The sequence below is a fragment of the Streptomyces sparsogenes genome, from assembly GCF_001704635.1.
Taxonomy (GTDB): domain Bacteria; phylum Actinomycetota; class Actinomycetes; order Streptomycetales; family Streptomycetaceae; genus Streptomyces; species Streptomyces sparsogenes.
Map to the genome: position 1 here is coordinate 36,239 of NZ_MAXF01000041.1, position 25,894 is coordinate 62,132.

The 25,894-nt window shown below is 73.3% G+C and carries 23 protein-coding genes and 1 pseudogene; 9 read left to right on the top strand and 15 right to left on the bottom strand.

Going from position 1 to position 25,894, the window contains the following annotated elements; genetic code table 11:
* Positions 1 to 22: 22 nt before the first annotated feature.
* A complete protein-coding gene (locus tag BBH68_RS09800) occupies positions 23 to 376 on the bottom strand; it encodes a hypothetical protein (RefSeq protein ID WP_065960789.1) in 354 nt (117 codons plus the stop codon).
* Positions 377 to 687: 311 nt separating this feature from the next.
* Between BBH68_RS09800 and BBH68_RS09805 the strand changes: the two genes are divergently transcribed.
* The 3 genes from BBH68_RS09805 to BBH68_RS09815 all read left to right on the top strand — a co-directional run bounded on the left by BBH68_RS09805 (position 688) and on the right by BBH68_RS09815 (position 3,726).
* Positions 688 to 1,734 carry a C40 family peptidase gene (locus tag BBH68_RS09805; protein WP_065960792.1) on the top strand — a complete coding sequence of 349 codons (1,047 nt, stop codon included), beginning with the start codon at positions 688 to 690 and terminating at the stop codon, positions 1,732 to 1,734.
* 82 nt (positions 1,735 to 1,816) lie between these two features.
* Positions 1,817 to 2,887: a homoserine dehydrogenase gene (locus tag BBH68_RS09810; RefSeq protein ID WP_245737975.1), complete on the top strand. Its 1,071-nt coding sequence runs from the start codon at positions 1,817 to 1,819 to the stop codon at positions 2,885 to 2,887.
* A gap of 149 nt (positions 2,888 to 3,036) precedes the next feature.
* A complete protein-coding gene (locus tag BBH68_RS09815; RefSeq protein ID WP_245737976.1) occupies positions 3,037 to 3,726 on the top strand; it encodes a lipoprotein in 690 nt (229 codons plus the stop codon).
* A 72-nt stretch (positions 3,727 to 3,798) separates the two neighbouring features.
* On the opposite strand, the gene BBH68_RS09820 is transcribed toward BBH68_RS09815, so the two are convergent.
* Positions 3,799 to 4,500 (bottom strand): TetR/AcrR family transcriptional regulator, encoded by a 702-nt coding sequence (locus BBH68_RS09820; protein WP_065960795.1) that lies wholly within the window; start codon positions 4,498 to 4,500, stop codon positions 3,799 to 3,801.
* Positions 4,501 to 4,647: 147 nt separating this feature from the next.
* On the opposite strand from BBH68_RS09820, the gene BBH68_RS09825 reads away from it, so the two are divergent.
* Entirely contained in the window at positions 4,648 to 5,349 is a 702-nt protein-coding gene (locus BBH68_RS09825) for an NAD(P)-dependent oxidoreductase (RefSeq protein WP_065960797.1), read from the top strand.
* Between the two features lie 40 nt (positions 5,350 to 5,389).
* Here BBH68_RS09825 and BBH68_RS09830 read toward each other — a convergent pair whose 3' ends face one another.
* From BBH68_RS09830 to BBH68_RS09840, 3 genes are all read right to left on the bottom strand, one after another.
* Positions 5,390 to 6,196, bottom strand: a complete 807-nt coding sequence (locus BBH68_RS09830) for a LuxR C-terminal-related transcriptional regulator (RefSeq protein ID WP_065960798.1) — start codon at positions 6,194 to 6,196, stop codon at positions 5,390 to 5,392.
* Positions 6,193 to 7,461, bottom strand: coding sequence for an ATP-binding protein (locus BBH68_RS09835; RefSeq protein ID WP_065960800.1), 1,269 nt, complete (start codon positions 7,459 to 7,461; stop codon positions 6,193 to 6,195). Before BBH68_RS09835 ends, BBH68_RS09830 begins: the two co-directional genes overlap by 4 nt.
* 108 nt (positions 7,462 to 7,569) lie before the next feature.
* Entirely contained in the window at positions 7,570 to 9,210 is a 1,641-nt protein-coding gene (locus tag BBH68_RS09840) for a serine/threonine-protein kinase (protein ID WP_425428800.1), read from the bottom strand.
* Positions 9,211 to 9,427: 217 nt separating this feature from the next.
* On the opposite strand from BBH68_RS09840, the gene BBH68_RS09845 reads away from it, so the two are divergent.
* Together BBH68_RS09845 and BBH68_RS09850 are read left to right on the top strand one after the other, a co-directional pair.
* Positions 9,428 to 10,756 carry a PspC domain-containing protein gene (locus BBH68_RS09845; protein WP_065960917.1) on the top strand — a complete coding sequence of 443 codons (1,329 nt, stop codon included), beginning with the start codon at positions 9,428 to 9,430 and terminating at the stop codon, positions 10,754 to 10,756.
* Positions 10,753 to 11,043, top strand: coding sequence for a hypothetical protein (locus BBH68_RS09850; RefSeq protein ID WP_065960803.1), 291 nt, complete (start codon positions 10,753 to 10,755; stop codon positions 11,041 to 11,043). The genes BBH68_RS09845 and BBH68_RS09850 overlap by 4 nt, the downstream gene beginning before the upstream one ends.
* Before the next feature lie 11 nt (positions 11,044 to 11,054).
* Here the strand turns inward: BBH68_RS09850 and BBH68_RS09855 are convergent, their stop codons facing one another.
* The 4 genes from BBH68_RS09855 to guaA form a co-directional block, all read right to left on the bottom strand.
* Complete coding sequence (locus BBH68_RS09855; RefSeq protein WP_079150900.1) at positions 11,055 to 11,624, bottom strand: DoxX family membrane protein; 570 nt, start codon at positions 11,622 to 11,624, stop codon at positions 11,055 to 11,057.
* Positions 11,625 to 11,684: 60 nt separating this feature from the next.
* Positions 11,685 to 12,959: a hypothetical protein gene (locus BBH68_RS09860; RefSeq protein WP_065960806.1), complete on the bottom strand. Its 1,275-nt coding sequence runs from the start codon at positions 12,957 to 12,959 to the stop codon at positions 11,685 to 11,687.
* Positions 12,960 to 13,051: 92 nt separating this feature from the next.
* Positions 13,052 to 13,885 (bottom strand): class II aldolase/adducin family protein, encoded by an 834-nt coding sequence (locus BBH68_RS09865; protein WP_065960920.1) that lies wholly within the window; start codon positions 13,883 to 13,885, stop codon positions 13,052 to 13,054.
* A gap of 176 nt (positions 13,886 to 14,061) precedes the next feature.
* Positions 14,062 to 15,639: a glutamine-hydrolyzing GMP synthase gene (guaA, locus tag BBH68_RS09870; protein ID WP_065960808.1), complete on the bottom strand. Its 1,578-nt coding sequence runs from the start codon at positions 15,637 to 15,639 to the stop codon at positions 14,062 to 14,064.
* Between the two features lie 933 nt (positions 15,640 to 16,572).
* Here guaA and BBH68_RS42545 point away from each other — a divergent pair.
* The 3 genes from BBH68_RS42545 (at position 16,573) to BBH68_RS09885 (ending at position 18,432) form a co-directional block, all read left to right on the top strand.
* Positions 16,573 to 17,610, top strand: a complete 1,038-nt coding sequence (locus tag BBH68_RS42545; RefSeq protein WP_079150901.1) for an LAETG motif-containing sortase-dependent surface protein — start codon at positions 16,573 to 16,575, stop codon at positions 17,608 to 17,610.
* A 166-nt stretch (positions 17,611 to 17,776) separates the two neighbouring features.
* Positions 17,777 to 18,019 (top strand): type II toxin-antitoxin system VapB family antitoxin, encoded by a 243-nt coding sequence (locus tag BBH68_RS09880; protein ID WP_065960811.1) that lies wholly within the window; start codon positions 17,777 to 17,779, stop codon positions 18,017 to 18,019.
* Complete coding sequence (locus tag BBH68_RS09885; RefSeq protein ID WP_065960813.1) at positions 18,016 to 18,432, top strand: PIN domain nuclease; 417 nt, start codon at positions 18,016 to 18,018, stop codon at positions 18,430 to 18,432. Before BBH68_RS09880 ends, BBH68_RS09885 begins: the two co-directional genes overlap by 4 nt.
* Before the next feature lie 11 nt (positions 18,433 to 18,443).
* Here BBH68_RS09885 and BBH68_RS42990 read toward each other — a convergent pair whose 3' ends face one another.
* The 6 genes and pseudogenes from BBH68_RS42990 to BBH68_RS09910 form a co-directional block, all read right to left on the bottom strand.
* Positions 18,444 to 19,202 (bottom strand): hypothetical protein, encoded by a 759-nt coding sequence (locus BBH68_RS42990; RefSeq protein WP_245737985.1) that lies wholly within the window; start codon positions 19,200 to 19,202, stop codon positions 18,444 to 18,446.
* Positions 19,203 to 19,287: 85 nt separating this feature from the next.
* A pseudogene (locus tag BBH68_RS44460) lies at positions 19,288 to 19,449 on the bottom strand (metallophosphoesterase); the annotation flags it as partial.
* Positions 19,424 to 20,041, bottom strand: coding sequence for a hypothetical protein (locus BBH68_RS09895; RefSeq protein WP_065960816.1), 618 nt, complete (start codon positions 20,039 to 20,041; stop codon positions 19,424 to 19,426). The gene BBH68_RS09895 and the pseudogene BBH68_RS44460, both read right to left, overlap by 26 nt.
* Before the next feature lie 149 nt (positions 20,042 to 20,190).
* On the bottom strand, positions 20,191 to 22,053 hold the full coding sequence (locus BBH68_RS09900; protein ID WP_065960818.1) for an FAD-dependent oxidoreductase: 1,863 nt from the start codon (positions 22,051 to 22,053) through the stop codon (positions 20,191 to 20,193).
* A 32-nt stretch (positions 22,054 to 22,085) separates the two neighbouring features.
* Entirely contained in the window at positions 22,086 to 23,741 is a 1,656-nt protein-coding gene (locus BBH68_RS09905) for a succinic semialdehyde dehydrogenase (protein WP_065960821.1), read from the bottom strand.
* A 111-nt stretch (positions 23,742 to 23,852) separates the two neighbouring features.
* Positions 23,853 to 25,826 (bottom strand): serine/threonine-protein kinase, encoded by a 1,974-nt coding sequence (locus BBH68_RS09910; RefSeq protein WP_065960823.1) that lies wholly within the window; start codon positions 25,824 to 25,826, stop codon positions 23,853 to 23,855.
* Positions 25,827 to 25,894 lie beyond the last annotated feature (68 nt).

The window sequence follows — 25,894 nt, forward strand, 5'->3', positions numbered from 1 at the left end:
CACGGAACCTGTCAGAAAACGGTCAGGTCCACAGGACGGCGATGAAGATGTTGGCCGTGGTCAGCAGCCCCACCGCGCCGAGGGCCGCCGCCTCGACCTTCTCCTCGTCGCGCTTCACATAGACCAGCCCCAGGACCACGATCAGCAGCGCCAGCTTCACGCCGATCTTGATGTTGTTCACGCTGTTGCCGTCGGCCTGGTTGAACCCCACCAGCGCGGCACCGGTCACCAGCATGGTCAGGGCGCCGTGCAGCATCCCCTGGGTCATCCGGCCCTCGCCCGCGCGCATCGGCTTCAGCTGCGCGAGGAAGCCGCCGAGCAGCGCGGCGATGCCGACGATGTGCAGCCCGACGAAAACATGAATGAGGACGTCCATGGCTGTCGAGCGTAGCCCGGCCCATAGCAGCCCCCGACAGCCGGGTGGGTCGCGATCGCCACTTCGGTCACGGCCGCCACCCAGGCATGGGCGGGCCGGGCGGCGGGCGGTCGATTACGGGCAGCAGCGCGCCGAAACCGTCCACTCCCGTTCATCGCACCGCCCGCCCGCCCCCGCCCGCCTAGCTTCCTCCTCCAGGTGGCAGCCCGCTTCCCGTCAATCGAGGGTCCCCGCCTCATGGGCGGGCTGCCACCTGCCCGGACCCGCCCAGCAGTTACGCACAGGAACACGAAGGAAGGTGACCCGCCGCCGTGGCGTCGCACAGGAAGCCCAAGCAGCGCTCGCTCACCGGCGGCACCGCCTGGACAGCCGCCGCGGTCGCGCTCGCCGGGGCCGCGGCCACCGCCATGGGCGGCACCGGCCACGCCGACACCCGCCCCACCCCGGCCCAGGTGCAGGCGAAGGTGGACCGCTACCAGCGGGAGGCCGAGGAGGCCAACGAGAAGTACAACGGCGCCAAGGAGCAGGCCGACGAGGCCCGCCAGGCGCTCGACGAGCTGCGCGACGAGGCGGCCCGCCGGACGGCGCGGCTGAACGCCGCGCGCAACGCGCTGGGCGCCTTCGCCGCCGCCCAGTACCGCTCCGGCACCGTCTCCCCCACCCTCCAGCTCGCGCTCTCCTCCTCCCCCGAGCAGTATCTGCGCCGGGCCTCGCTCGCCGAGCGCGCGGGCAGCCGCCGGGCCGCCGCGGTCGCGAGCATCGCCCGCCAGACCCGGCAGTTACGCCGGCTGCGCGGGGAGGCTCGGCACACCCTCGACCAGCTCCGCGCCTGCCAGGGGGCGCTCGCCCGCCACAAGCGCGACTCCCGCGAGAAGCTCGCCGCCGCCGAGGCCCTCCTCGACCGGCTGACCGCCGAGCAGCGCCGCCGCTACGAGGCGGAGCGGGCCGCGGAGGCGGCCGGGGAAGCGGGCCGGGACGCCTCGTCCGGCGCCGCGGCGCCCAGCATGTCCGGCCGCGCGGCCCGCGCCGTCTCGTACGCGTACGGGGCGCTCGGCAAGCCGTACGTCTGGGGCGCGACCGGCCCGTACGGATACGACTGCTCGGGGCTCACCCAGGCCGCCTGGCGGGCCGCGGGCGTGGCCCTGCCGCGCACCACCTACACCCAGATCAACGCGGGCCGACGGGTCTCCCGCGCCGAACTCGCCCCCGGCGACCTGGTCTTCTTCTATTCCGGCGTCAGCCATGTCGGGCTCTACATCGGCGACGGCCGCATGATCCACGCCCCGCGCCCCGGCGCGCCCGTCCGCGTGGCGCCCATCGACCAGATGCCCTTCGCGGGCGCGACCCGGCCCGCGTGAACCCGGCCGCGTGGTCCCGCTCGCGGCGGCCGCGTAGCGTTCTCGGCGATCAGCGTCGAGCCGCGTGAAGGAGACCCCACCCGTGCCGGAAGAACCCCCCGAACCCGCCGCCGGGGCCGCCGCCCCGGCCGCCGCCCCGGCCCCGGCCGCCGTCGTGCTGTCGGGCTACGGGCCGGTCGGCCGGGCCTACGTCGGGCACCTGGCCGCGCACGGCGAGGCCCTGGCGCGGGACCACGGGGTGCGGCTGCGCCTCGCGGCCGTACGGGCCAGTACGGCCGAGTACCTGCCGCCGGGCGACGGTACGGACACCTGGGCGCCCCCGCCGCCCCGGGCCGCGTGGGGGCCGCTGCCGCCGCTGGCCGAGACGCTGGACCGGACGGGGGCCGGGGTGCTGGTGCAGTGCGTGCCGTCCTCCCCCGAGGTGCGTGACCAGGCGGCCGCCGAGACGCTGCTCGCGCTGCGCCGCGGCGTGCACGTCGTCACCGCGACCAAGAGCCATCTGCTCAGCCACTGGCGGGCGCTGGGCCTGGCCGCCGCGGAGGGAGGCGGCCTGATCAGGATCTCGGGCGCCACCGGCGCCGCCCTGCCCGCCGGCGACCTGGCCAGGGCCGGGGTGCGCGGCCTGGGCTGCCGTACGATCCGCGCCTGCCCCAACGGCACCGCCACCTTCGTGCTCGACCGCCTCGCGGCCGGCGACTCCCTGGCCGACGCGGTCGCCGAGGCGCGGCGGCGCGGCATAGCCGAAGCCGATCCCGGCGCCGACCTGTCCGGCGCCGACGCCGCCACGAAGGCGCGGCTGCTGGCGGCCCTGCTGTGGGGCTGGGACGCCTCGGCGATCCGTACCGAGACCGAAGGGGTGGACGAGGACACGGCCGGGGAGGCACGGGCGGCCGCCGCCTCGGGCCACCGTCTGCGGGCGGTCGCGAGCGCGGCCGCCGACGAGCCGCTGCTGGTCCGGGTCCGGCTGGAGCGGACCGCGCCCGGCGACCCGCTGCACGCGCTCACCGGGCCGGAGAAGGCCGTGGTCTACGGCTGCCCGGACGCGGGCGACATCACGGTCAGCGGCGGCCGCTCCAGCCCTCTCGGCGCGGCGCTCGCCATGGTGAAGGACACCCTCGACGTGGCCGCGCCGCGCCGCCCCGGCTTCGGCTGACCGGGCCGTATCGCGGTGCCCATCGCTCGCGCCTCCCCCGGCCCGCGGGCAATCGCTGGAGCCATGTCACGCCCCGTCGATGGGCTCCCGCTCCGTATATGCTGCGGCGAATTTCCGATTTTTCTGTGCAGAAGGCGGGGAACAGCGCGATGCGCAAACCTGGTCGGGCAGCCGTGGGCGCCGCGGTGGCGATCGGCGTGATCGGCATGCTGGGGGCCCTGACGGGTTGCTCCTCTGACTCGGACGGCGACGGCGGGGACGGCAAGGCGGGCAAGGGCGGCAGGAGCGGGTCCCGGGGCGGCGGGGTCGAGGTGGCGGCCGCCGGCGGGAAGGTGGGCGGCGCGGGGACGGCGTGCGAGCTGCCGGTGCGGTTCGAGCTGGCCAAGTCGTGGAAGCCGGAGGCGGTGAAGGAGCTGAAGGGGGTGGACCCCGAGCTGGGCTCCACCCTCGTGAAGCAGGGCCCGGTGACCCTCGTCTGCGAGATCGACGCGAAGCCCGCCGGGCACATCGGCTTTCTGCGGGTGTGGACCGGGGACAAGGGGAAGGCGGCGTCCGGCGGCGAGCCCCGGCGGCTGCTGAAGGCGTTCATGGCCGGGGAGAAGCGCATCCGCGACGCCCGGTACACCGAGGCGAAGGCCGGTGACCTGCCCGCCGCGGAGGTCAGCTACACCCTCGACGACCCGTCCCTGGACGCCCCCAAGCCGGAGCGGGCGCTCGCGGTCGTCACCCCGAGGGGCGGCGTCGTGCTGCACCTCGGCGGCCTCGACACCGAGGAGCACAAGGCCATGCTGCCCGCCTACGAGCTGGCCAAGCGGACCATGGCCCGCGCCGACGGCTGACGGGCCCGCCCCCGGGAGGGGGTCTTACGACTCGCCCGCCCCCGCCGCCGGGGCGGGCGGGGCGGCCGGCCGCTACGCGGGCAGGCCGAGGCCGCGGACGAGCTGGGTCAGCTCCGCGCGGTAGATCTTGTCCGGGCGCGGGGTCTGGCCGCGCAGATGGCCGTAGATCTCCAGCGAGACCAGGCCGTGCAGATGGCCCCAGATGCGCAGCGCGATGGCCACGGCGGCGGGCGGCAGGCCGGGGAACTCCTCGCGCACCTCGGCCGCGAGCCCGGGGTCGAAGTCCGACCACTGGAAATCGGCCTCCGCGAAGAGGGCCTTGGCCTGCGGCCAGGCCCCGGCGGCCAGGCCGGTCAGGCCGGCGCAGACGCGGTGTTCGGCCTCGGGGGCCGCGCCGCCTTCGGGCGCCTGGTAGCCGGGGACGGGGTCGCCGTAGATCAGCCGGAAGCCCTCGGCGTTGGTGAGCGCCCAGTCCCGGAAGGCGGTCGCCCAGGCGATGATGCGGCCGGCCGGGTCGTCGGTGGGGCAGGCGTCGCGGGCGGCGTCCACCGCGTCGGCCAGTGAGGTGTACACGTCGTTGATGAGCGTGGTGACCAGGTCGTCCCGGGTGGCGAAGTAGCCGTAGATGGCGTTGGCCGTCATGCCCATCTCGCGGGCGATGGCCCGCAGCGTGATCGCGTCCGGCCCGCCCGAGGACATCAGCCCGAGCGCGACCTTCTTGATCTCGGCCGTGGTCTCGGCCCGCAGTCTCTCGCGTCGTCCCGTCGTCGCCACGGGAGAACTCTACAGCGTCACAGCATGTGGTTGCCGTGTCGAAACTTCACGCCGTATAGTCACTGCACACCGTATAGATCAATGTACAGATCAGCCGCGGAACAGGCCGGCGCACCCCTCGACTCGCCTTCGGGCACGGGAGACTTCATGCACATCGGGATCATTGGCGCCACCGGCAACATCGGGCAGCGCGTCGTCGCCGAAGCCCTCGGCCGGGGCCATCAGGTCACCGCGCTCACCCGCGACGCCTCCCGCGTCAGCGAGGACCGCGCCAAGGTGGTGTGGAAGAGCGTCGACGCCCTCGACGCCGACAGCGTGGCCGCGGTCCTGCCCGGCCTGGACGTCCTGATCAGCGGCTTCCAGCCGGGCAACGCCGCCCGGGACTTCCAGGACACCGTGCGGCGCTCGATCGCCGACCCCACGGTCTACGCCGCGGCCGCGGGGGCGCTGCTCAAGGCCCTGGAGACCCACCCCCGCACCCGGCTCATCGTGATCGGCGGCGCGGGCAGCCTCGAGATCAGGCCGGGCGTCACCCGCGCCGACTCCGAGCCGGACCTGTTCGAGGCGCTGGACTCACTCGGGCTGCCGAGGGAGTACGCGGCCGCGGTGCGGGGCCACCGGGACGCCCTGAACGTGCTGCGCGCCTCGAACCGGCTGTGGACCTACTTCAGCCCGGCCGAGGAGATCGGCCCCGGCGAGCGCACCGGCCGCTTCCGGCTCGGCGGCGACCAGCCGGTCCTGGACGCCGAGGGGCGCAGCCGCATCTCCTTCGAGGACGCCGCCGTCGCGCTGGTCGACGAGGCCGAGCTGCCCCGGTTCGTCCAGCGGCGGTTCACGATCGGTTACTGACGCACAGGCGCCATCACGATCGGTTACTGACGCCCAGGCGTCACACCAGGCGGCGGGCCGTCGCCCAGCGGGTCAGCTCGTGGCGGTTGGAGAGCTGGAGCTTGCGCAGCACCGCCGAGACATGGCTCTCGACCGTCTTCACCGAGATGAACAGCTGCTTGGCGATCTCCTTGTAGGCGTAGCCGCGGGCGATCAGCCGCAGCACCTCGCGCTCGCGCTGGGTCAGGCGGTCGAGGTCCTCGTCCACCGGCGGGGCGTCCGTGGAGGCGAAGGCGTCGAGGACGAAGCCGGCGAGGCGGGGCGAGAAGACGGCGTCGCCCTCGGCGACCCGGAAGATCGCGTCGACCAGGTCGGTGCCGGTGATGGTCTTGGTGACATAGCCGCGGGCGCCGCCGCGGATCACGCCGATGACGTCCTCGGCGGCGTCCGAGACCGACAGCGCCAGGAAGCGCACCGGCCGGTTCGGGTCGGCCATCAGCGCGGCGCTGCGGCGCAGCACCTCGACGCCGCCGCCGCCGGGGAGGTGGACGTCGAGGAGGACGACCTCGGGGCGGGTGGCGCCGATGACCGTGACGGCCTGGTCGACGTCGGCCGCCTCCCCGACCACCTCGACGCCCGTGCGGGCCGTCTCCCCGATCTCGGCCTGTACGCCGGTCCGGAACATCCGGTGGTCGTCGACGAGGACGACCCGCACCCGGCGCGGCGCCGCCCCACCCGCCCCGACCGCCTCGCCGGCCGCCGGGCCCGCCGCCCCGGCCGCCTCGCCGGCCGCCCCGCCCGTCGCGTTCCCCGTACGACCCGTCGCGCCGCTCGCCGTACGGCCCGTCGCCCCGCTCGCCTCGGTCATGTCGTCGCCGCCCTCTCCATCTCCAGCTCCACTTCCGTCCCCCCGTCCGGCGCGGACCTCAGCCGCGCCGTGCCGCCGTTGCGCCGCATCCTGCCGATGATGGACTCGCGCACGCCCATCCGGTCCTCCGGCACCGCGTCCAGGTCGAAGCCCGGGCCCCGGTCCCGTACGGAGATGAACACCGTGGCCCCCTCGACCTCGGCGAAGACCTGGACGGCCCCGCCGTCGCCACCGTACTTGGCGGCGTTGACCATCGCCTCGCGCGCCGCCTGGAGCTGCGCGGCCAGCTTCTCGTCCAGCGGGCAGTCACCGACGACCACCACCTCGATCGGCACCCCGTGGTGGTCCTCGACCTCGGCCGCGGCCTTCCTGACCGCCTCGGCCAGGGTGTCCGGCTCCTCGGCCTCGTCCTTGCCGGTGCCCTCCGGCCGGTACAGCCAGGCGCGCAGCTCGCGCTCCTGGGCCCGGGCCAGCCGGGCGACCTCCCGGGGGTCCTCCGCGTTCCGCTGGATCAGGGTGAGGGTGTGCAGTACGGAGTCGTGGACATGGGCGGCGACCTCGGCCCGCTCCTGGGCGCGGATGCGCATCAGGCGCTCCTCGGAGAGGTCCTGGGCCATCCGCACCAGGTAGGGGCCCGCGAGCAGCGCGATGCCCACCAGCACGGCGAGCGCGGCCTGCAGCACGGCCCCCAGGTGCTTCGCCGAGCCCTGGAGCACGACGATGCCCGTCACCCCGGCGCCGACCAGCAGCACCCCGGCGGCGCCCCGGGCGATGGGCAGCACCTGCTTGCGGCGGCTGAGCTCGACCCACTGGGCGCGCCGCGCGTTGTCCGCCTGGCGCCAGACCAGGGCGACGCCCGCGCCGATGAGCAGCAGCGGCCAGATGTAGGCGTTGGCGCCGCCGAGTTCGAAGTGCTCGACGAACACGCCCATGCCGACCAGCAGCGCGACGAGCGCGAAGACCTGGCCCTTGTCCGGCTTGCGGACCAGGACGCGGCGCCCGCCGTCGGGACCCCGCTCGGACGCCGGGCGGGCGGCCTCGACACCCCCGACGCCGAGCGGCACCACGAACCAGAACAGCGCGTACACCAGCGCGCCGAAGCCCTCCGCCATGAACAGCGCGAGGAAGACGAACCGTACCCAGGACACCGGCAGTCCCAGGTGTCCGGCCAGGCCGCGGGCCACGCCGCCGAGCATCCGCCCCTCCGCACTGCGGTACAGCTTGCGCGGGGGCGGCTCGGCGACGGGGGGCACGGCGGCGGTCATGCCCCGATCGTCACACGTACAGCGGGCGCCGGGCATCAGGGTCGCCCCTGATCGTTCCCCGACAGGGTGTTCCCCGACAGGGCCCGGGTCACGGGCTCGGGAGGCGGCTCAGGACGTACCGTCCTCGATCTTGAAGCCCTCCTTGACGTTCCGGAAGACCGGCAGGTAGTCGCCCCACTCGTCCGCGGGCGCGCTCAGGTAGATCGCGTACTCCTTGCCGCCCTCCACGCCGAAGCCGAGGTCGATGGCGCGGTACCAGCGCTCCCGCCCCTGGAACTTGAACTCCCAGATCGCTCCCGGCTGGCCCCGGTACTTCGTCGGCTGCATCCGCATCCGCTCGTACCCGGGGTAGGTCTCCTTCAGCTTGGTCTCCAGCTCCTCGAAGTGCCGCACCTGGTTCGGGCCCGCCGAGTCGAGCACGTTGACCATCAGCCTGACCTTCTGGGTGGGGTCCAGGAACCTGACCTCCTGGGTGTCGTCCACCGTCCCGTCCGGGCTGGAGTTGGGCTGGCGGTTCCAGCCGTCCGGCACGGGCAGGGACACGCCGAACTCCTCCAGCTGGACCCGGTGGTAGCCGGCGGGCAGCGGCGGGATCGTGTACGTGGGCGCGTTCGACGCGCTCGACCCGCTGGGGCCGGGCCGCGCCCCGTCGTCGTCGCCCCCGCCGAACTCGACGCCCGCCAGATACACCCCGACCGCCACCCCGACCACGGCCACCGCCGCCACCACCGCGCTCCACAGCACCGTACGGCCCCGGCGGCCGCCGCCCCCGTTGCCGCCGCCCCCGGCCGCCGTCGGGGACGGGTACGGGTTCGGGGGCCCGGGCGGGGCCGGGAAGGCGGACCCGGGCATGGGCGTGGGGGTGTGCGGCGTGGGGCTGTGCGTGGGAGCGTGCGTGGGCGTGGGGGTGGGCGCGGGGTCGGCCGGGGGCACGGGCGCGACCGCCAGCCGCGTGGTCTCCGCCATCGGGTCCGGCCTGGGCATCGACTTCGTCTCCGGCAGCCCGGCCGGGCCGCGCAGCGCCCTCTCGGTCTGCTCCGCCGTGGGCCGGTCCTCCGGCTCCTTGGCGAGCAGCGCCTCCACCAGCCCCGTCAGCGGCCCGGCCCGCAACGGCGGCTCCAGCGGGTCGACGGCGATCGCGTACCCGGTCTCGATCGGGGTGGCCTTGCGGAACGGCGGCCGCCCCTCGATCGCCTGATACAGCGTCGCGCCCAGCGCCCACAGGTCCGAGGCGGGCCCGGGGGTGCGCCCCCTGATCCGCTCGGGCGCGATGTAGTCGATGGAGCCGACCACTTCCCCGGTCTTGGTGAGCGTGGAGGTGCCGGTGGCCATGGCGATGCCGAAGTCGGTGAGCACCACCCGGCCGTCCTCGCCGAGGAGGACGTTGCCGGGCTTCACATCGCGGTGCAGCACCCCCGCCGCGTGCGCCGCCCGCAGCGCGGCGATCATTCCCCGGCCGATCCGGGCCGCCTCGTCGGGGGTGACGGTCCGGCCGCTCTTGAGCAGATCGCCCAGCGTGGTGGAGGGCACGTACTCCATCACGATGCACGGCAGCCCCGCGTCCTCCACCACGTCGTGGACCACCACCACATTGGGGTGCGCGATCCGCGCGGCGCTGCGCGCCTCGCGGCGGGTCCGCTCGAAGAGGGTGGTGACCTCGTCGTCGGTGAGATGGGGGGAGATGTGCAGCTGCTTCAACGCGACCTGGCGGTCCAGCAGTTCGTCCTGGGCCCGCCAGACCGTTCCCATGCCCCCACGGCCGATCTGCTCGGCCAGCCGGTACCGCCCGGCGATGAGCCGCCCTGCCTCTGACACCGTGTGCCCCTCCCGCTCCCCCGGCTGGCCGTGGCCCCCCGCATACGTTCGATCCGCCACGATAGCCGCCGCGCACTCGGGGACGATCTCAGGGAAGGGCCAGGGTTGTGACGGATGCCGCCGGGCCCGCCCGCTTGTCACCATGGTGGGCATGACCGACGCACCCACCGTCACCGGCCCGCCCCAGGGCGGGGCCGCGCCCGGCGATCCGCGCCCCGGGGGCCGGGCGCCGCTGCGCCGCAGCCGCGATCAGAAGGTGATCTCGGGCGTGTGCGGGGGGCTCGGCCGGTTCTGCGACATGGACCCGGTGATCTTCCGGGTGGTGCTGTCCGTGCTCGCCGTGACCGGCGGCCTCGGCCTGATCGTGTACGGCTTCTGCTGGCTGCTGGTTCCCCTCCGGGGCGAGGAGGAGAACGAGGGACGCAAGCTGCTGTCGGGGCGGGTGGAGGGCCCGGCGCTCACCGCGGTGCTGTGCGCGCTGGTCGGCTGCGGGCTGTTCCTGTCCATGCTCAACAGCGGCAGCGTGATCTTCTTCTCCGTCCTGCTCTCCCTCGCCGCGGCGGGCGCCGGCTACTGGTCGCACCACCGGCGCCAGGCGGAGAGCGAGGGCGCGGTGGATCCCGCGACGGAGCGGGCGGTGGCCGACGCGCCCCCCGAGACCAAGGCCCCGCCGCCGGCCTGGGGCGGCCCGTCCTGGTGGCGGGACCCGATCGTCAAGGACGGCACGACGGGCCCGGTCGGCTGGGAGTCCGGCTATCTGTGGGGCCCCGACGACGGGTCGGACGGCCGGCCGGACGACGCCCAGGGCGCCGGGCGGGACTGGTCCCGCCGCTTCCGCAGGGCGTCCCCGGAAAGGGGCGCGTCGATCGGCGGCCGCCTGTTCCTCCTCGCCCTGGCGGCCGCCGCGGTGGGCACGGGAGCCTCGTGGTCCTCCCAGCCGCTCGGCACCAGCCTGGAGATCGGGCTCGCCGGCGCGCTGGGCGTCCTCGGGCTCGGCATCGCGGTCAGCTCCCGGTACGGCCGCACCGGCGCGGGCACCATCGTGCTGGCCGTGCTGACGAGCGCGCTGCTGGCGGGCGCGGCCTGGCTGCCCAAGTCCATCCCCACCGACTGGACCCACCGCACCTGGGCGGCCGCCTCCCCGGCGGCCGTGCGCGGCTCGTACGAACTGGGCGGCGGCTGGGGCGAGCTGAAGCTGGACCGGCTGGCGCTGGAGAAGGGCCGTACCGTCACCACGCACGCCGAGGTCGGCGCCGGGAAGCTGGCGGTCACCGTGCCCCGGGACGCGCGGCTGGAGCTGTCGATCCACATGGGCGTCGGCGACATCCGGCTGCCGGGCGAGCAGAGCGACGACATCAACATCAGGCCAGGAGAGGACCGCACCGTGACCGTGGAACCGCCCGACGGCCGCGCCGCGCGGGGCACCCTGCGGCTGGACCTGGAGATCGGCGTGGGCCTCGTGGAGGTGACCCGCTCGTGAACCGCCATCCGTTCGAGCCGGGCAAGCTGATCGCCGGACTCGTGGTCCTCGCCGTGGGCCTCCTGTACGCCCTCGACGCCGCCGGGGAGGCGGACCTCCCGCCCTCCGCGCCGCTGCGCCCGCTCGTGGCCGGGCTGTGCCTGGCGGGGCTCGTCTCGGCGCTCGCCTTCGGCGCCCGGCTGCGCCGCGCCCGGCGCGCCGAGCGCGGCCGGGCCCGGGGCCGGGCGGCATGGGAGGAGCGGGAGGAACGGGGGGAACGGGAGGAACGAGATGAAGCAGTCGGCTGAGCGGCCGGCCGTCAGGTGAACAGCTGCGCGCCCTGGCGCCTGCGCCGCTTGGAGAGGACCACGTCCAGCGACAGATACGGGGCGCCCGCCAGGACCAGCGGCAGCCAGGCCATCAGATACGCCAGATCGTTTCCGTAGTAGTACGGATCCGCCTGCCAGCTGATCGTCAGCCACAGGCTCAGCGAGATCAGGGCGCCGCCGAACGCCGCCAGCCGCGCCAGCAGCCCCGCCAGCGTGCCGAGCCCCACCGCCAGCTCCCCGAAGGCGATGGCGTAGCCGAAGCCCGACGGGTCCTTGAGCGCCTGGTCGACCAGCCACGGCACCGCGGACGAGTCGCGCACCTGCCGCATCAGCGCACCGACCGAGCCGTCGCCGCTGTCGGCCAGGAACGCCGAGTCCGTCAGCTTGTCGATCCCCGCGTAGACGAACGTCACGCCGAGGAAGAGGCGCAGCGGCAGCAGCGCGTACCGCCCGGCGGTGTCCCGCCACCCGCCCCCGCCGGTGCGCCCGCCCGCGCCTATCCCGCCCACGCCGCCCACCCGGCCCGAGCCCGCTCCGACCGTTCTGTCCGCATGCCTCATGACGCCCGCCTCTCCCGTTGCCCGGTCAACAAAACCTTACGGAGGCCGCGGGCCGGCGACTCAGTCCAGAACGTCGATCGGGTAACGGTTGGTCTCCGCCCCCGCCGCGGTGACCACCTGGACCTCCACCCGCCCCGGCTCCACGTCCACCGGCACCGGCACGGTCAGCACGGTGTCGGTCGGATTGCTGAACCCCCCGGCGACCGGCACCAGCGGCACCTGCACATGCACCGCCCCGATGCGCACCACCATCCGGGCGAGCCGGTCCGGTTCCTGCGCCCCCGGCGGCACGAAGCCGCTGCCGCGGATCTCGATGTCGTCGCCGGTGCGGATCGGCGCGTCCCGGTCGAAGCCGCCCTCGTCGGGCCGCACCCGGACCACCGAGAGCACCGTGGGCCGCCCGCCCTCCGCGTACTTCCCGGCCAGATACATCAGCACCGACACGGCCGCCAGCAGCGCCAGGCCCCACGGCAGGTCGGGCAGCCGCCACGGCTCGCGCGCCAGGCGCACCGCGGCGAAGACGAGCGCGGCCGCGTGCACCACCACGTACTGCGCGTCCGCCAGGCTGCCGCGGCCCGCGTCGTCGGTCAGCAGATCCGCGGCGCGCGGGCGCAGCGCCCGCACCTTCTGGAGCCGCTGCGTCCGCACCCGGGCCGCCACGACCAGCCGGGCCGCCACCGCGGCCAGGCAGGTCAGGGCGGTGACGGTGAGCAGCGCGGCGGCGCCGCCCGGGGCCAGCCCGTCGGCGGTGCGCTCCGCCTCCCCGGGCGCGAAGGCCAGCTCGACCGCGAGCATCAGCACCGCGAAGACCGCGAACAGCATCCACGCGGCGGCCACCGCCCGGGAGGTGGACAGGCGGTTGTCCTCGCCGACCAGCGGGGCGAGCGGGCCGCCGCTGCCGCGGTGCAGCCGGGCGGCGAGCGTCAGCAGACCGGCGGCGAGCAGCGCGACAGTCAGGGCGGCCGTGCGCGCCGCGGACCAGCCCGCGCCGACGGCCGTGGCCAGCTGTCCGATCAGCAGCGCCCCGACCGCGCCCCACACCACCAGCAGCGTGCGCCGCCGTACCGCCCCGCCCCAGGCCAGGCTCTCCGCGCGGCCGGTGTCCCAGGTCGTACGGGCCGCCTGCGTCAGTTCGTCCGACACCCACTGCCGGGAGGCCTCGGCGGAGTGCGCGAGCGCGGCGGGCAGGCCCTCCCCGGCCGCGAACCGGTCGCGCAGGGCCAGGAACGCGGCCACCGCCCGCCGGTGCCCCTCGCGGGCGCAGTCGCCGCATGCGCATCCGCTGTGCTGATGGCTTCCTGCCGTCGTGGCGTCGTCCGCCGTGTTCACCGCCACGAGGCTCTCCCGCTCGTCGTTCTCCCGGGTCAGTGGTGCCTGGTCCCAACTGACATGTCCTGTCAGGGGATTGTGCCGTAACTCGGGGGGTCTCAGCTCAGCAGGTCCGGCTCACCGCGGGTGATCTGCTGGTACAGAGGTTGATAGTTGATCCAGGCGACGAGGTCGGTGCCCAGGTGCTCACGGGTCAGCGCGGCGTTCTTGTGGTCGATGAGGACCGGCTTGCCCGCGGCCTTCGCGGCGAGCTGCACCTGGCAGGAGCGCTCCATCGCGATGAACCACCAGGCGGCGGCGTCGACCGAGTCGCCGACCGTCAGAAGACCATGATTGCGCAGGATGACGGCCTTGTGCGGGCCGAGCCCGGCCGCGATGGCCCGCCCCTCCGCCTCATCCACGACCACGCCGGTGTAGCGGTCGTAGAGCGCGTGGTCCTCGAAGAAGGCGCAGGCGTCCTGGGTGATGGGTTCCAGCAGCTCGCCGAGCGCCGCGAGGGCGCGGCCGTGCGGCGAGTGGCAGTGCGCGACGGCCACGACGTCCGGCCGCGCCTGATGCACGGACGAGTGAACGACGAACGCGGCCTGGTTGACGTGGTGGCGCCCCTGGACGACCCGCCCCGCCTGATTGACGAGGATCAGATCGCTGACCGTGATGTGGCCGAAGGACATCCCGAAGGGGTTCACCCAGAAGCAGTCGGTGAACTCCGGGTCCCGCGCGGTGATGTGGCCCGAGACGCCCTCCTCGAACCCGAACCGCCCGAAGAGGCGCAGCGCGGCGGCGAGCCGCTCCTTGCGGTGGCGCCGCTCGTCCTCGGGGGAGGCGTGCTGCGGCGGGAGGGTGAAGTGCAACTGGTCGGTGGGGATCGGCTCCGGGGGCGTGGGCGGCACGGGGGTCTTCGGCGGCACGTTCTTCGGCGGCACGGGCGGCATCGGGGGCATCGGCGGCTCACTCCTTGGCGCGCTGCTCTGGGGGCTGCGAGCGGAAGCTACCCGGGGGTATCGCAGGACGCCAGAGCTGTGACAGGGCCGGACACGGCGACGCCGCCGCCCCGGAAGACGGGGCGGCGGCGTCGGCGTGGTGCCAGAGGGTGGGGGTGGCGGCGGGCTCACTCCCACTCGATGGTGCCCGGGGGCTTGCTGGTGATGTCCAGGACCACGCGGTTCACCTCGTCGACCTCGTTGGTGATCCGCGTCGAGATCCGCGACAGCACGTCGTACGGCAGCCGCGACCAGTCGGCGGTCATGGCGTCCTCGGAGGAGACGGGGCGCAGCACGATCGGGTGGCCGTAGGTGCGGCCGTCGCCCTGCACGCCCACCGACCGGACGTCCGCGAGCAGCACCACCGGGCACTGCCAGATGTCCCGGTCCAGGCCCGCGGCGGTCAGCTCCTCGCGCGCGATGGCGTCGGCCTCGCGCAGCAGGTCCAGCCGCTCCTTGGTGACCTCGCCGACGATACGGATGCCGAGGCCCGGGCCCGGGAAGGGCTGGCGCTGGACGATCTCGTCCGGGAGGCCCAGCTCCTGGCCGACCATCCGCACCTCGTCCTTGAACAGCCGGCGCAGCGGCTCGATCAGCTTGAACTCGATGTCGTCCGGGAGCCCGCCCACGTTGTGGTGGGACTTGATGTTGGCGGTGCCGGTGCCGCCGCCGGACTCCACCACGTCCGGGTAGAGGGTGCCCTGCACCAGGAACTCCACGGCCGGGCCCTCGTCGGCGATGATCTCGGCCTGGGCCTGCTCGAAGACCCGGATGAACTCCCGGCCGATGATCTTCCGCTTCTCCTCGGGGTCGGAGACCCCGGCCAGCGCGGTCAGGAAGCGCTCCTCGGCGTCCACGACCTTGAGCTGGACGCCGGTGGCCGCGACGAAGTCCTTCTCGACCTGCTCGGACTCGCCCTTGCGCATCAGCCCGTGGTCCACGTACACGCAGGTCAGCTGGTCGCCGATGGCCCGCTGGACGAGGGCGGCGGCGACGGCGGAGTCCACGCCGCCGGACAGGCCGCAGATCGCGCGCTTGTCGCCGACCTGCTCACGGATGGCGGCGACGGCCTCCTCCACCACATTGGTGGTGGTCCAGCTCGGCTCCAGCCCGGCGCCCCGGTAGAGGAAGTGCTCCAGCACCTGCTGGCCGTAGGTGGAGTGCATCACCTCGGGGTGGTGCTGCACTCCGTACAGCTTCTTCTCGTCGTTCTCGAAGGCGGCGACCGGCACCAGGTCGGTGGAGGCGGTGACGGTGAAGCCCTCGGGGGCGGCCGAGCAGGCGTCGCCGTGCGACATCCACACGGTCTGCTCGGCCGGGGTGCCCTCGAAGAGCGTGGAGCCGGGCTTGCTCACGGTCAGTGGCGTACGGCCGTACTCGCGGGCCCCGGTGTTGTCGACCGTGCCGCCGAGCGTCGTGGCCATGAGCTGGAAGCCGTAGCACATGCCGAAGACCGGGATCCCGGCCTCGAACAGCGAGCGGTCCACGCGGGGCGCGCCCTCGGCGTAGACCGACGAGGGTCCGCCGGAGAGGATGATCGCCTTCGGCTTCTTGGCGAGCATCTCGGCCACCGGCATGGTGGACGGGACGATCTCGCTGTAGACCCGGGCCTCGCGGACGCGACGGGCGATGAGCTGGGCGTACTGCGCGCCGAAGTCGACGACCAGAACGGTGTCGGGGGCGGCAGCAGGGGACGCTGATGGCACTTCGGCGGCCTTCCGGCGGTGATTGCGGTGGATCTGGGGGTTGGACTTCGATTCTAACGGGCTCGCCATCGGCGCTTTCGGGGCTCGTGCCGTCACACAGCGTCACCCGTACGCCACGTGACCGGCCCGTCAGTCGCTTCGTTGAGCCCGGTGTCCGCGCCAGCCAGGAGCGGCCCGGAAAAAATCCACGCGTGGCTTCAGATCCGCCGAAGCGATGAGACGCGGCCCCTGCGGTGATTCAGGCGGCGCGCGTCGTGGGACCTCGCTTCGGCGAGGTGACCGGTCAGCAGGGGACAGCAGCCCGGTCACCACCCCAAAGAACGGTCGGTCCCGGGGACGCCTGGGACCGACCGTATCCGGTCGAAACGGTTGCGCCGGGAGCGCCGCATCCACCACGATGCACAGACACGACGCACCGAGGGGGAACGCCCCGGACCTTCCCACCGTCATGGGTCCGATCACATGGGCGTGCGTCCCCTTCTCCTCGCGCTACTCGCGCCCTCGCACCACTGGCACCACCCCTGATGCGCACCACCCCCTGTTCGCACCACCCGTGTGACCAGCGGGCACCGAAGGCCAGCGGCGCTCCCCCGGCGCCGCCCTTCGGCACCGGCGCTGCCCTGACGCCGGTGCCGACCGCCTGGGGCCCCGTGGACACCGCCCCGCTCGGGCGGCTCCCGGGGCCCTTCGCGGCTTCTGGGCCTCTCGCGGGGACTGCGCGCCCCCTGGGGGTCTGTGATCCCGACCAGGATCTGTGATCTTGGCCGGTTCTTTCTGTGACCATTCTGTGAGCAATCAGGGGAGCAACCTTTCAGCCACCTGGCTGGTCATGTACGTGCAACGCACGGCCAGACCGCGCCCCACACGCGACGGCCTTCCACTGCGCGCCGCCGGGTCCCCCAACGGCACGCACGGACCCAGAAGAGGTCTTTCATGAAGCTTCGCCGCGCCCTGGCGACCGCCGCAGCGACGGCCGCCATAGTCCCTGCCGCGCTGCTCGCGGCACCCGCCGCCGCCTTCGCGGAGGAGTCGCCGTCGGCCGACCCGAGCACCAGCGTCACGCCCAGCGAGCAGCCGTCCGAGACCACCGCGCCCTCCGCCGACCCGTCGCCCACCGACACGCCGACGGACACCAAGTCGCCGACCGCGCCGCCGACCACCGACAACCCGAGCGACACCCAGTCGCCCACCGCCACGCCCAGCACCGACACCCCCACGACCACGCCGCCGACCGAGAAGCCCACCGACGACCCGACGCCGGGCGACGAGTGCAACGACGACGGCTCGTGGAACGAGGACCCCGAGCTCAGCACCACCATCTCCGGGCTGCCGTCGAAGGTCGTGGCGGGCAGCGGGTTCCACAACTTCACGTTCAAGGTCGAGAACGACTCGGACAAGGCCTTCAAGCGCGTGGACCTCGGTGTCTTCGCCGGCACCGCGGACTCCAAGCACCCCGACGGCACCGGCAAGTTCCTGACCCTGCAGTACAAGGACCCGGACACCGGCGCCTGGGAGTCCATCTCCACCGACGAGAACGACCCGGGCGCGGGCTACCTCGGCTACACCGACGTGCGCGCACACGAGACGATCACCATCGACATGCGGCTGAGTGTCTCCGCCAAGGCCCTCGGCGACGGCTTCGGCTACGCGCTGACCTTCGGCGTCTACGCGGACGAGGAGGGCAACTGCGTCTTCTCGGCCGGCGACTACTACGAGTTCGACGTGCTCCCCGCGGGCTCCAAGCCCGGCCACATCCCGCCGGCCGAGCCCAAGCCCGAGCCCCAGGGCGGCAAGAAGCCGCTCCCCAAGCCGCAGGGCGACACGAAGATCAACCCCACCGGCCACCTCGCCGAGACGGGCTCCTCCTCCGCCCTGCCCACGATCGCCGTCATCGGCGGCGTCGCGATGGCCGCGGGCGCGGGCGCGGTCTTCGTGGTGCGCCGCCGCCGCAGCGGTGCCGCCGCGGCGTAACGCCTCGACGGTGACGACGGCGGCCTGAGCCGCCGGGCCACACAGGAAGGGGCCGCCCCGCCGGGGCGGCCCCTTTCGCGCGTGGCACACTCGCGCGAAACGATATCCATCCAGGCGCATATGCGGTATCGTTTTACGCGATCCAGCTGGTGGAGAGGAGGGCGTCATGTCGCGAACCGTCATCGACCTCGACGACGAGATGGTGTCCGAGGCCATGCGAATTTACGGCACCAAGACCAAGGCGAAGGCCGTGCGCATGGCCATGGAGGACGCCGTCAAGCGTCACCTCCGCCAGGAGTTCGCGAACGCGATCAAAAGTGGCGAGCTCGATCTCAGCGAGATCGTCGAGAACACCGGCCCCCGCAATGCCGACGGGACGCTTCAGCGCCCTGCGCAGGGCGCTGCGTGACGGACTACCTCGCCGACAAGTCAGCGCTCGCACGCTGGGCTCACCCCTCCGTCGGCCAGGTCTTGGACGATCTCAGCGACCGGGGCGTGCTGGCCACCTGCGCGGCGGTCGAGTGGGAGATGGTCTACAGCGCCCGCAGCAAGCCGGACATGGCCCGCATCCGCTTTCTGCTGCGCGGTTTCAACTTCCTGTACTGCGGCGACGAGGTGTTCGAGCGCGTCCTCGAAATTCAGGGGATCGCGTTCGAGCGCGGTTTTCACCGTGCCCTCTCCATGGCCGATCTCCTCATCGCCGCCACCGCCGAACGTCACCGTGCGACCGTGCTCCACTACGACGGCGACTTCGACATGATCGCGTCCATTACCGGACAGCCCGCCCAATGGGTGGTGCCACCACGCACCGCCGACCGGTAGCCCCCGGCAATTCAGTCGGGCAGCTCCGGCAGGACCAGCCCGAACGCGGCTGCCAGGTCGACCGTTCTGCGGGGTGTCGAGCACTGCCTGGCCAGGCCGGCCGGGTCGAGCCGGCCGTTACGGGCCTGGAAAAGGCACTGAGCGGCGGGATGTCCGCGCAGCTCCTCCGCGCCGAGCCCATCGGCGGCGCGATGCGCCGCCGCGAGCAGAGCGGGGAACGCCGACCGCAGCTCCCCGGCCCACGCCTGGAGCGCCACCAGCCAGCGGTTCACGGCCGCGTCATCCGCCGAGGAGAACCGTACGATCGCCTGCTCCAGCTCGGCCCAGGTGACATCGTGCCAGGGCTTGGACTTGAGGACGGGCAACTGCCACGCGCGCTTGGTGGTCGACCAGTGGTCCGCACGCGCCTTCACCGAATGGACCGTGAACCCCGGGACACACAGCGCGGTCAGATTCCCACCGTGGCAGGCACCGGTGTCGAGGCCGAAAATCCTGCCGTCGCGGATCATCGGCTCCGGGCCGGTCACGTGGTGTCCGAACACGACCGGCTTCGCATCGGTGTAGTGGTCATACCAATAACCGTCCGGGAACAGCGCCGCGAGCTCTCGCTCACCCCTGGTGGAGCCGCACAGGATTTCCTCCCGCTGCTCCGCCGGCGGAATTCCCGACAGCATCGCGGCATGGACCACGCGGAGCTGCTCGTTCTCGAAGGAGTACGGCAGCGTCCGCATCCAGTCGACCGTTTCCGCGTAGCGGTCGCCGAGCTGCAAGCGCGTGATCTCCTGCCGCGTAGGAGAAGATCCCCCGCACATGCTTCCGCTCGTGGTTGCCCATGACCACGACCGAGTTCGGGCGCTCACGGAAAAACCCGACCACCTCACCGGGCGCCGGCCCCCGGTCGACCAGGTCACCGACACTGACGAGCAGATCGTCCGGGCGGATGCCGACCTTCTCCAGCAGTTCGAGCAGCTCGTCGAAGCAGCCGTGGATGTCACCGACGATGATGGTGCGCCCCATGCGGGCCGATCCTAGGGAGGCATCGGTCCGGCCCACAAAGGCTTTTGCCGGGCTTGCGCCGCGGCGCGGCGACCGTGGTCACCGCAGCCACCCCCGCTAGCTCTGTAGCCAGACGTGGCAAACCGAACCCTCGGGGGACACAAGGGCGTAGACGCTGTTCGCTCCTGAACCTCGATGGAACCCGAAGTCGCAGATCGGCGGCGATCTTCGCATCCTCCTGGTCAAAGAGCTTCTGGCTGTAATCCAGGTGATTGGAAATATTGGCGCAGGCCTGCAGAACCGTCCTGACCTGGATCGACCACGTCTTCAGCGTCTTGTCCAACGCACCAGCCAAGGCAAAGCCGTTCCTTTTCAGGGCGGCTGCCGCCTGCGCGGTGGAGCTGTCCCCGTGTTTGTCGGTCCCCATGCCGGCCAAGTCGGCCTTGGCTTTTAACTCGGTGTGCAGCCGAAACGCTTCGGACCCGACGGCCCCCAGGTCGTCCCGATGCACCACGATTCCGTCTTCGGGTACTCCTCCCCCGGAACCGGCGGAGTCGAGCCGGACCCTCTCGGCCGCCGTCTTCTTGAGTTGCTCCCACTCGTGCCAGGTCATGACACCCCCGTGTCTGGAGATTCGCTCCCCGAGCACAGGCCGAGACGGTGACCACTATTGTCCTGACCTGCCCCCCTTGCGGCCATATTGGCACAGAGGTCTCTGAATCCAGTCGTGCGCCGACGGAATCCGGCCAGTCAAAGCCCCGCTCAGTGGCCGGCGGCCGGGGGGACCTCGGGGACCGGCAGCAGGGGGAGTTTCAGGGCGCCGAAGGCGTGGGCGGGGACGGCCGGGGTGTGGGGTGGGACCGGGGGGAGGCGTTTGTAGGGGGCGGTCTGGGGTGGGCGGGGGTCCGGTTCGCCCTTGTTGGGCCACAGGGACATGGCGCGCTCGGCCTGGGCCGTGATGGTCAGGGACGGGTTGACGCCCAGGTTCGCGGAGACCGCCGCGCCGTCGACGACATGGATGCCCGGGTGGCCGTACAGCCGGTGGTACGGGTCGATGACGCCGTGCGCGGGGTCCGGGCCGATCGGGCAGCCGCCGAGGAAGTGGGCGGTGAGCGGGGTGCCCATCAGCTCGCCGACGTTGCTGCCGGGGAAGCCGTTGATGGACTCGGCGAGGTGGCGGGCGGCCTCCGCGCCCTCGGGGATGTGGTCGGGGTTGGGCTCGCCGTGGCCCTGCCGGGCGGTCAGCAGGCCCTTCCCGACCCCCTTGGGCTTGCGGTAGGTGGTGAGCGAGTTGTCGTGGGTCTGCATGACCAGGCCGATGATGGTGCGCTCGGACCAGCGGCGGGTGGACATCGAGCGCGCCGCGAGGGTGGGGTGCCGCAGGTTGTTCGCGAGGAACCGCAGCCAGCGCGGCAGCCGGCCGCCCTCGGGGATCTGGAGGACGGACAGCAGCCCCATCGCGTTGGAGCCCCTGCCGTAGCGGACGGGCTCGATGTGGGTGGTGTCGTCGGGGTGGATGGACGAGGTGATCGCCACCCCGCGCGTGAAGTCGGCCCGCCGCCGCCCCGGCCGGACCTTGCGGTAGCGGCGGTCCGTGGTCTGGGCGCCCACCAGGGCCTCGGAGTTGGTCCGGGTCAGCATGCCGAGCCGGTCGGAGATCCTCGGCAGCAGGCCCTTGTCCCGCATGGTGTGCAGCAGGGACTGGGTGCCGTACGTCCCGGCGGCCAGCACGACCTGGCGGGCGCGCAGCACGCGCGGCCGGGCCTTGCGGCGCCGGTCGGTGGGGACGGTGGTGACCCGGTAGCCGCCGCCGCGCCGGTCCTCGCCGACGGCCACGACCGTGGTCATGGGGTGGACGACGGCCCCGGCCCGCTCGGCGAGGTGGAGGTAGTTCTCGTTGAGGGTGTTCTTCGCGCCGTGGCGGCAGCCGGTCATGCACTCGCCGCACTCGGTGCAGGCCCGGCGGGAGGGGCCCGCGCCGCCGAAGTACGGGTCGGGGACGCGCTCCCCCGGCGCCGCCGTGGCCGTCCCGTCGGCGTCGTCGCCGTCCCCGAAGAACACGCCCACCGGCGCCATGTGGAAGGTCTCGCCCACCCCCATCCGCTCGGCGGCGGCCTTCAGGTGTTCGTCGGACGGCGTCATGGTCTTGTTCAGGCGCGCCCCGAGCATCCGCCGTGCCTGGTCGTAGTAGGGCGCCAGCTCCGCCCGCCAGTCGGTGATGGCGCCCCACTGCGGGTCGCGGAAGAAGGGCTCGGGCGGTACGTAGAGGGTGTTGGCGTAGTTGAGGGAGCCGCCCCCGACCCCGGCGCCCGCCAGCACCATCACCTTGCCCAGGACGTGGATGCGCTGGATGCCGTAGCAGCCGAGGGCCGGGGCCCACAGGTAGTCGCGCAGGTGCCAGGAGTTCTTCGGCAGGGTCTCGCGGGTGAAGCGGCGGCCCGCCTCCAGCACCCCGACGCGGTAGCCCTTCTCGGTCAGGCGCAGCGCCGTCACCGAGCCGCCGAAGCCCGAGCCGACGACGAGGACGTCGTAGTCGTAGGCGTCGCCGTCGTGGGCCTCGCCGTCGTGGGTCTCGCCGTCGTGGGCCTCGCGGTTGTGGGCCTCGCGGTTGTGGGCATCGTCCACAGCAGTACCTCCTGTCCCGTCGCCGCGCGCCGTCAGCGCAGGCCCAGCGCCTTCATCGCGCGCAGGCTGCGGGTCATGAACGCCGCGTACTTCTCGTCCGTCATCCCGAAGGCCGGGCCGAGCGGCAGCAGCCGCTGGTGCGCGACCGTCTGGGCCTCGGTGAACTTGAGGATCCCCTCCACGCCGTGGCGGCGCCCCAGCCCTGAGTCGCCCATCCCGCCCAGCGGCGCGCGGACGCTGCCGTACGCCGCGCCGTAGCCCTCGTTGACGTTGACGGTGCCGGCCCGCAGCCGGGCGGCGACCGCGCGGCCGCGCCGGCCGTCCTTGGTCCAGACGCTGGCGTTGAGGCCGTACGGGGTGGCGTTGGCGCGCTCGATCGCGTCGTCCTCGTCGGTGAAGCGGTAGACGGAGACGACCGGTCCGAAGGTCTCCTCGGCGCACACCGCCATGGGCGGCTCGACCCCGTCGAGGATGGTCGGCTCGTAGAAGTACGGGCCGATGTCGGGGCGGGCACGTCCGCCGGTGAGCACCGTCGCGCCCTTCTCCCGGGCCTCGTCGACATGGCGTACGACGGTCCGGAGCTGGCGCTCGCCCGCGAGGGAGCCCATCTCGGCCCCGTAGGCGAGGGCCGTGCCCAGGCGCATGGCCTTGGTGCGGGCGACGAACCGCTCCAGAAAGGCGTCGGCGATCGACTCGTGGACGTAGAGGCGCTCGATGGACTCGCACAGCTGCCCGGCCGAGGAGAAGCAGGCCCGCACCGAGCCCTCGGCGGCCTTGTCGAGGTCGGCGTCCCGGAGGACCAGCATGGCGTTCTTGCCGCCGAGTTCGAGGGAGCAGCCGATGAGCCGGGCCGCCGCGCGCTGGGCGACCTCGCGGCCGGTGCGGGTGGAGCCGGTGAAGGACACGTAGTCGGCGTGCTGGACGACGGCGGGGCCGACGACCGGCCCCTCGCCCAGGACGATCTGCCACACGCCCTCGGGCAGCCCGGCCTCGATCAGCAGCTCGCGGGCCCACAGGGCGGTCAGCGCGGTCTCGGTGTCCGGCTTCATCACGACGGCGTTGCCCGCGACGAAGGCGGGCAGCGAGTCGCCGACGGACAGGGACAGCGGGTAGTTCCAGGGGGAGATCAGGCCGACGACGCCCTTGGGCTGGCGCAGCTCGGTGACCTTGGTCAGCACGGGCACGGCGCCGGTGTGGCGGCGCGCGCCGAGGTAGGCGGGGGCCTTGCGCCCGTAGTGGCGGGCGGTGAGGGAGACCTCCTGCACCTCCTCGTGGGCGTGCAGCCGGGTCTTGCCCGTCTCCACCTGGATCAGGTCAAGCACCTCGGACTGGCGGCGCATGATCAGGTCGTGGAAGCGCAGCAGCACGGCCGCGCGCCGGCGCACGGGCGTACGGGCCCACGCCCGCTGGGCCGCGCGGGCGCGCTCGTACGCCTCGGCGACGTCCTCGGGGGTGGACCCGGGCAGCTCGGCCAGGACCTCCCCGGTGAAGGGCGTGTGGCTGGTGGTGCTGCCGCTGCCCACCACGCCGCGCGCCAGCCGGGCGACCAGCTCGGGGGTGGCGACGTGGGCGGCGGTGCGGGCGCCGGCGGGGGCGACCGGGTTGCCGTCGGCGGGGGCGTGGGCCTTGCCCTGCGGCGCCTCGGCCTTGCCCTGCGGTGCCTGTGCGCTGTCCTGCGACTCCGTCATGGGGGCGAGCGTAGGCGCGCCCGGCCGGTTTGGGTACCCGTCGGTAACCCGCTTTCACGGCTCACACACAATCGCGCCAGCGGACGCTGGCGCGATGGCGTGCGGGTCGCCTCAGGGGGCGGCCTTCTTCAGGTCCTGGATCTCCAGGTGCTTGACGACCTCTTCGTAGAGCTTGTCGCCGGTCTTACGGGCCTCCCCCTCGGCGGGCATGGTCACGACCAGCTGCCAGCGCGTCTTGTCGGAGTCGACATAGATGTGGTTGCGATCGAGGTAGGGGATGTAGTCGTCGCTGCTGCTGCCGAAGGGGCGGTAGGTGGTGTTCACATCCGCCGCCGGCTGGCCCTGCTGGGAGGATTCCGCCTGCGTGCTCTCGGCGTCCGCGTAGTGGGCCTGGCGGCTGTCCTTGTAGACCGCGATCGTCTGCCGGACCGCGTCCTTGAGTCCGGTGACGTCCCCCTCGCCGTCCTTGACGGCCCGGAGCAGATGGATGGTGTAGACGCCGCTGGGGTCCTTGAAGGTGACGGCCTGGTTGTCCTTGTCGCTGTCCTCCAGCACCCGCTTGTAGTCCTCGGGGACGGCCAGCGACGCCGCGACCACCTCGCGCTCGTCCCGTACCGTCCACCCGTCCGGAATGCCGCTGCCCTCGCTCGCGAACGGCTTCATCAGCACCAGCACGAGCACGGCGGCCACCGCCAGCACCACCCCGCCAAGACCCCACTGCGCCTTGCGGTTCTTGTGCAGGACCGGCGGTACGAAGCGGCTGCCCGCGCTCTGCTGTTCGCCCCCGCCCGCGCCCTGGGCCTGGGCGTACGGGTTGGCCGCGAGCACCGTCGGGATCGGCTGCGGGGGTCGCACCACCGACTCCAGCGTCTGCCGCGCCTCGGCCACCGTGGGCCGGGCCGCCGGGTCCTTGCGCAGCAGTTGCATGATGAGCGTGCCGAGCGCGCCCGAGCCGCGCGCGGGGGTCTGCGGCTCGGCCGACAGGATGGCCTGCAGGGTCGCGGGGGCGTGCGAGCGGCGGAACGGCGACATGCCCTCGACCGCCGCGTACAGCACCACGCCCAGCGACCACAGGTCCGACTCGGGCCCGGGCCGCTGGCCCAGCACCCGCTCGGGCGCGATGAATTCGGGTGAGCCGACGAACGCGCCGGTGTCCGTCAGCCCCTGCTCGCCCTCCACCTGCGCGATGCCGAAGTCGGTCAGCACCACGCGGTCGTTCCGGCCCAGCAGGACGTTGTCCGGCTTGACGTCGCGGTGCAGCACCCCGGCCTCATGCGCGGCCGTCAGCGCGCCCAGCACCGCGACGCCGATCCGGGCCGCCTCGCGCGGGTCCAGCGTGCCCTCGGCCAGCCGGTCGGCGAGCGTGTCGCCGCGCACCAGCTCCATCACCAGCCAGGGCCGGCCGTCCTCGACGACCACGTCGTACACGGACACCACGGAGGGGTGGTCGATACGGGCTGCGGCGCGCGCCTCGCGCTGCATCCGCTGGTACACCTTCTGCCGCTCGCTCTCCGGCAGGGTGTCGGGCACGCGCGGCTCCTTGACCGCGACATCGCGGTCGACGACCTGGTCGTGCGCCTTCCAGACCGTGCCCATGCCGCCGTGGCCCAGCCGGGAGACGAGGCGGTAGCGGCCGCCGACGACGCGGTCGACGTCGGGGTCGGCGGCTGCGGCGGGCGCGGGCGGTGACGTGCGGGGGTCGGGGCCGTCCTGGCCGGGGGCGGCCTGGCTGGGGGCTGGGGGGTCGGAGGCCGGGGGTTCGGAGGCCGGGGGTTCGGAGGCCGGGGGTTCGGAGGCTGCCTGGCCGGAGGCCGGCCGGCCTGAGTCGGGAGGCCCGGCAGGAGGCCGGCCGGCGGCGGCCCGGCCGTCCAGCTGCGTCGGCTCGTACGGGAGGTGCGGCCGGCCCTGGGGGTCCGCCCGACGCGGCTCCTGAGCCGACGCGCGAGGGGGGCCCTGGGGCGGCACCGGTGCGGTCGGCACCGGCGCGGCCGGGACCTGCGCGGCCGGGACCTGCGACGTCCGGGCTTGCGGCGGCTGCAGCTCATAGCTCGTGGGCTCGTCCGCCCGTCCCCCGTCGTTCTTCATGGGTCCATGATTACCTGGTCCGGTACACGGCCCGCCACCGGCTCCGGGGCGGCGGGGACGCTCGTGAC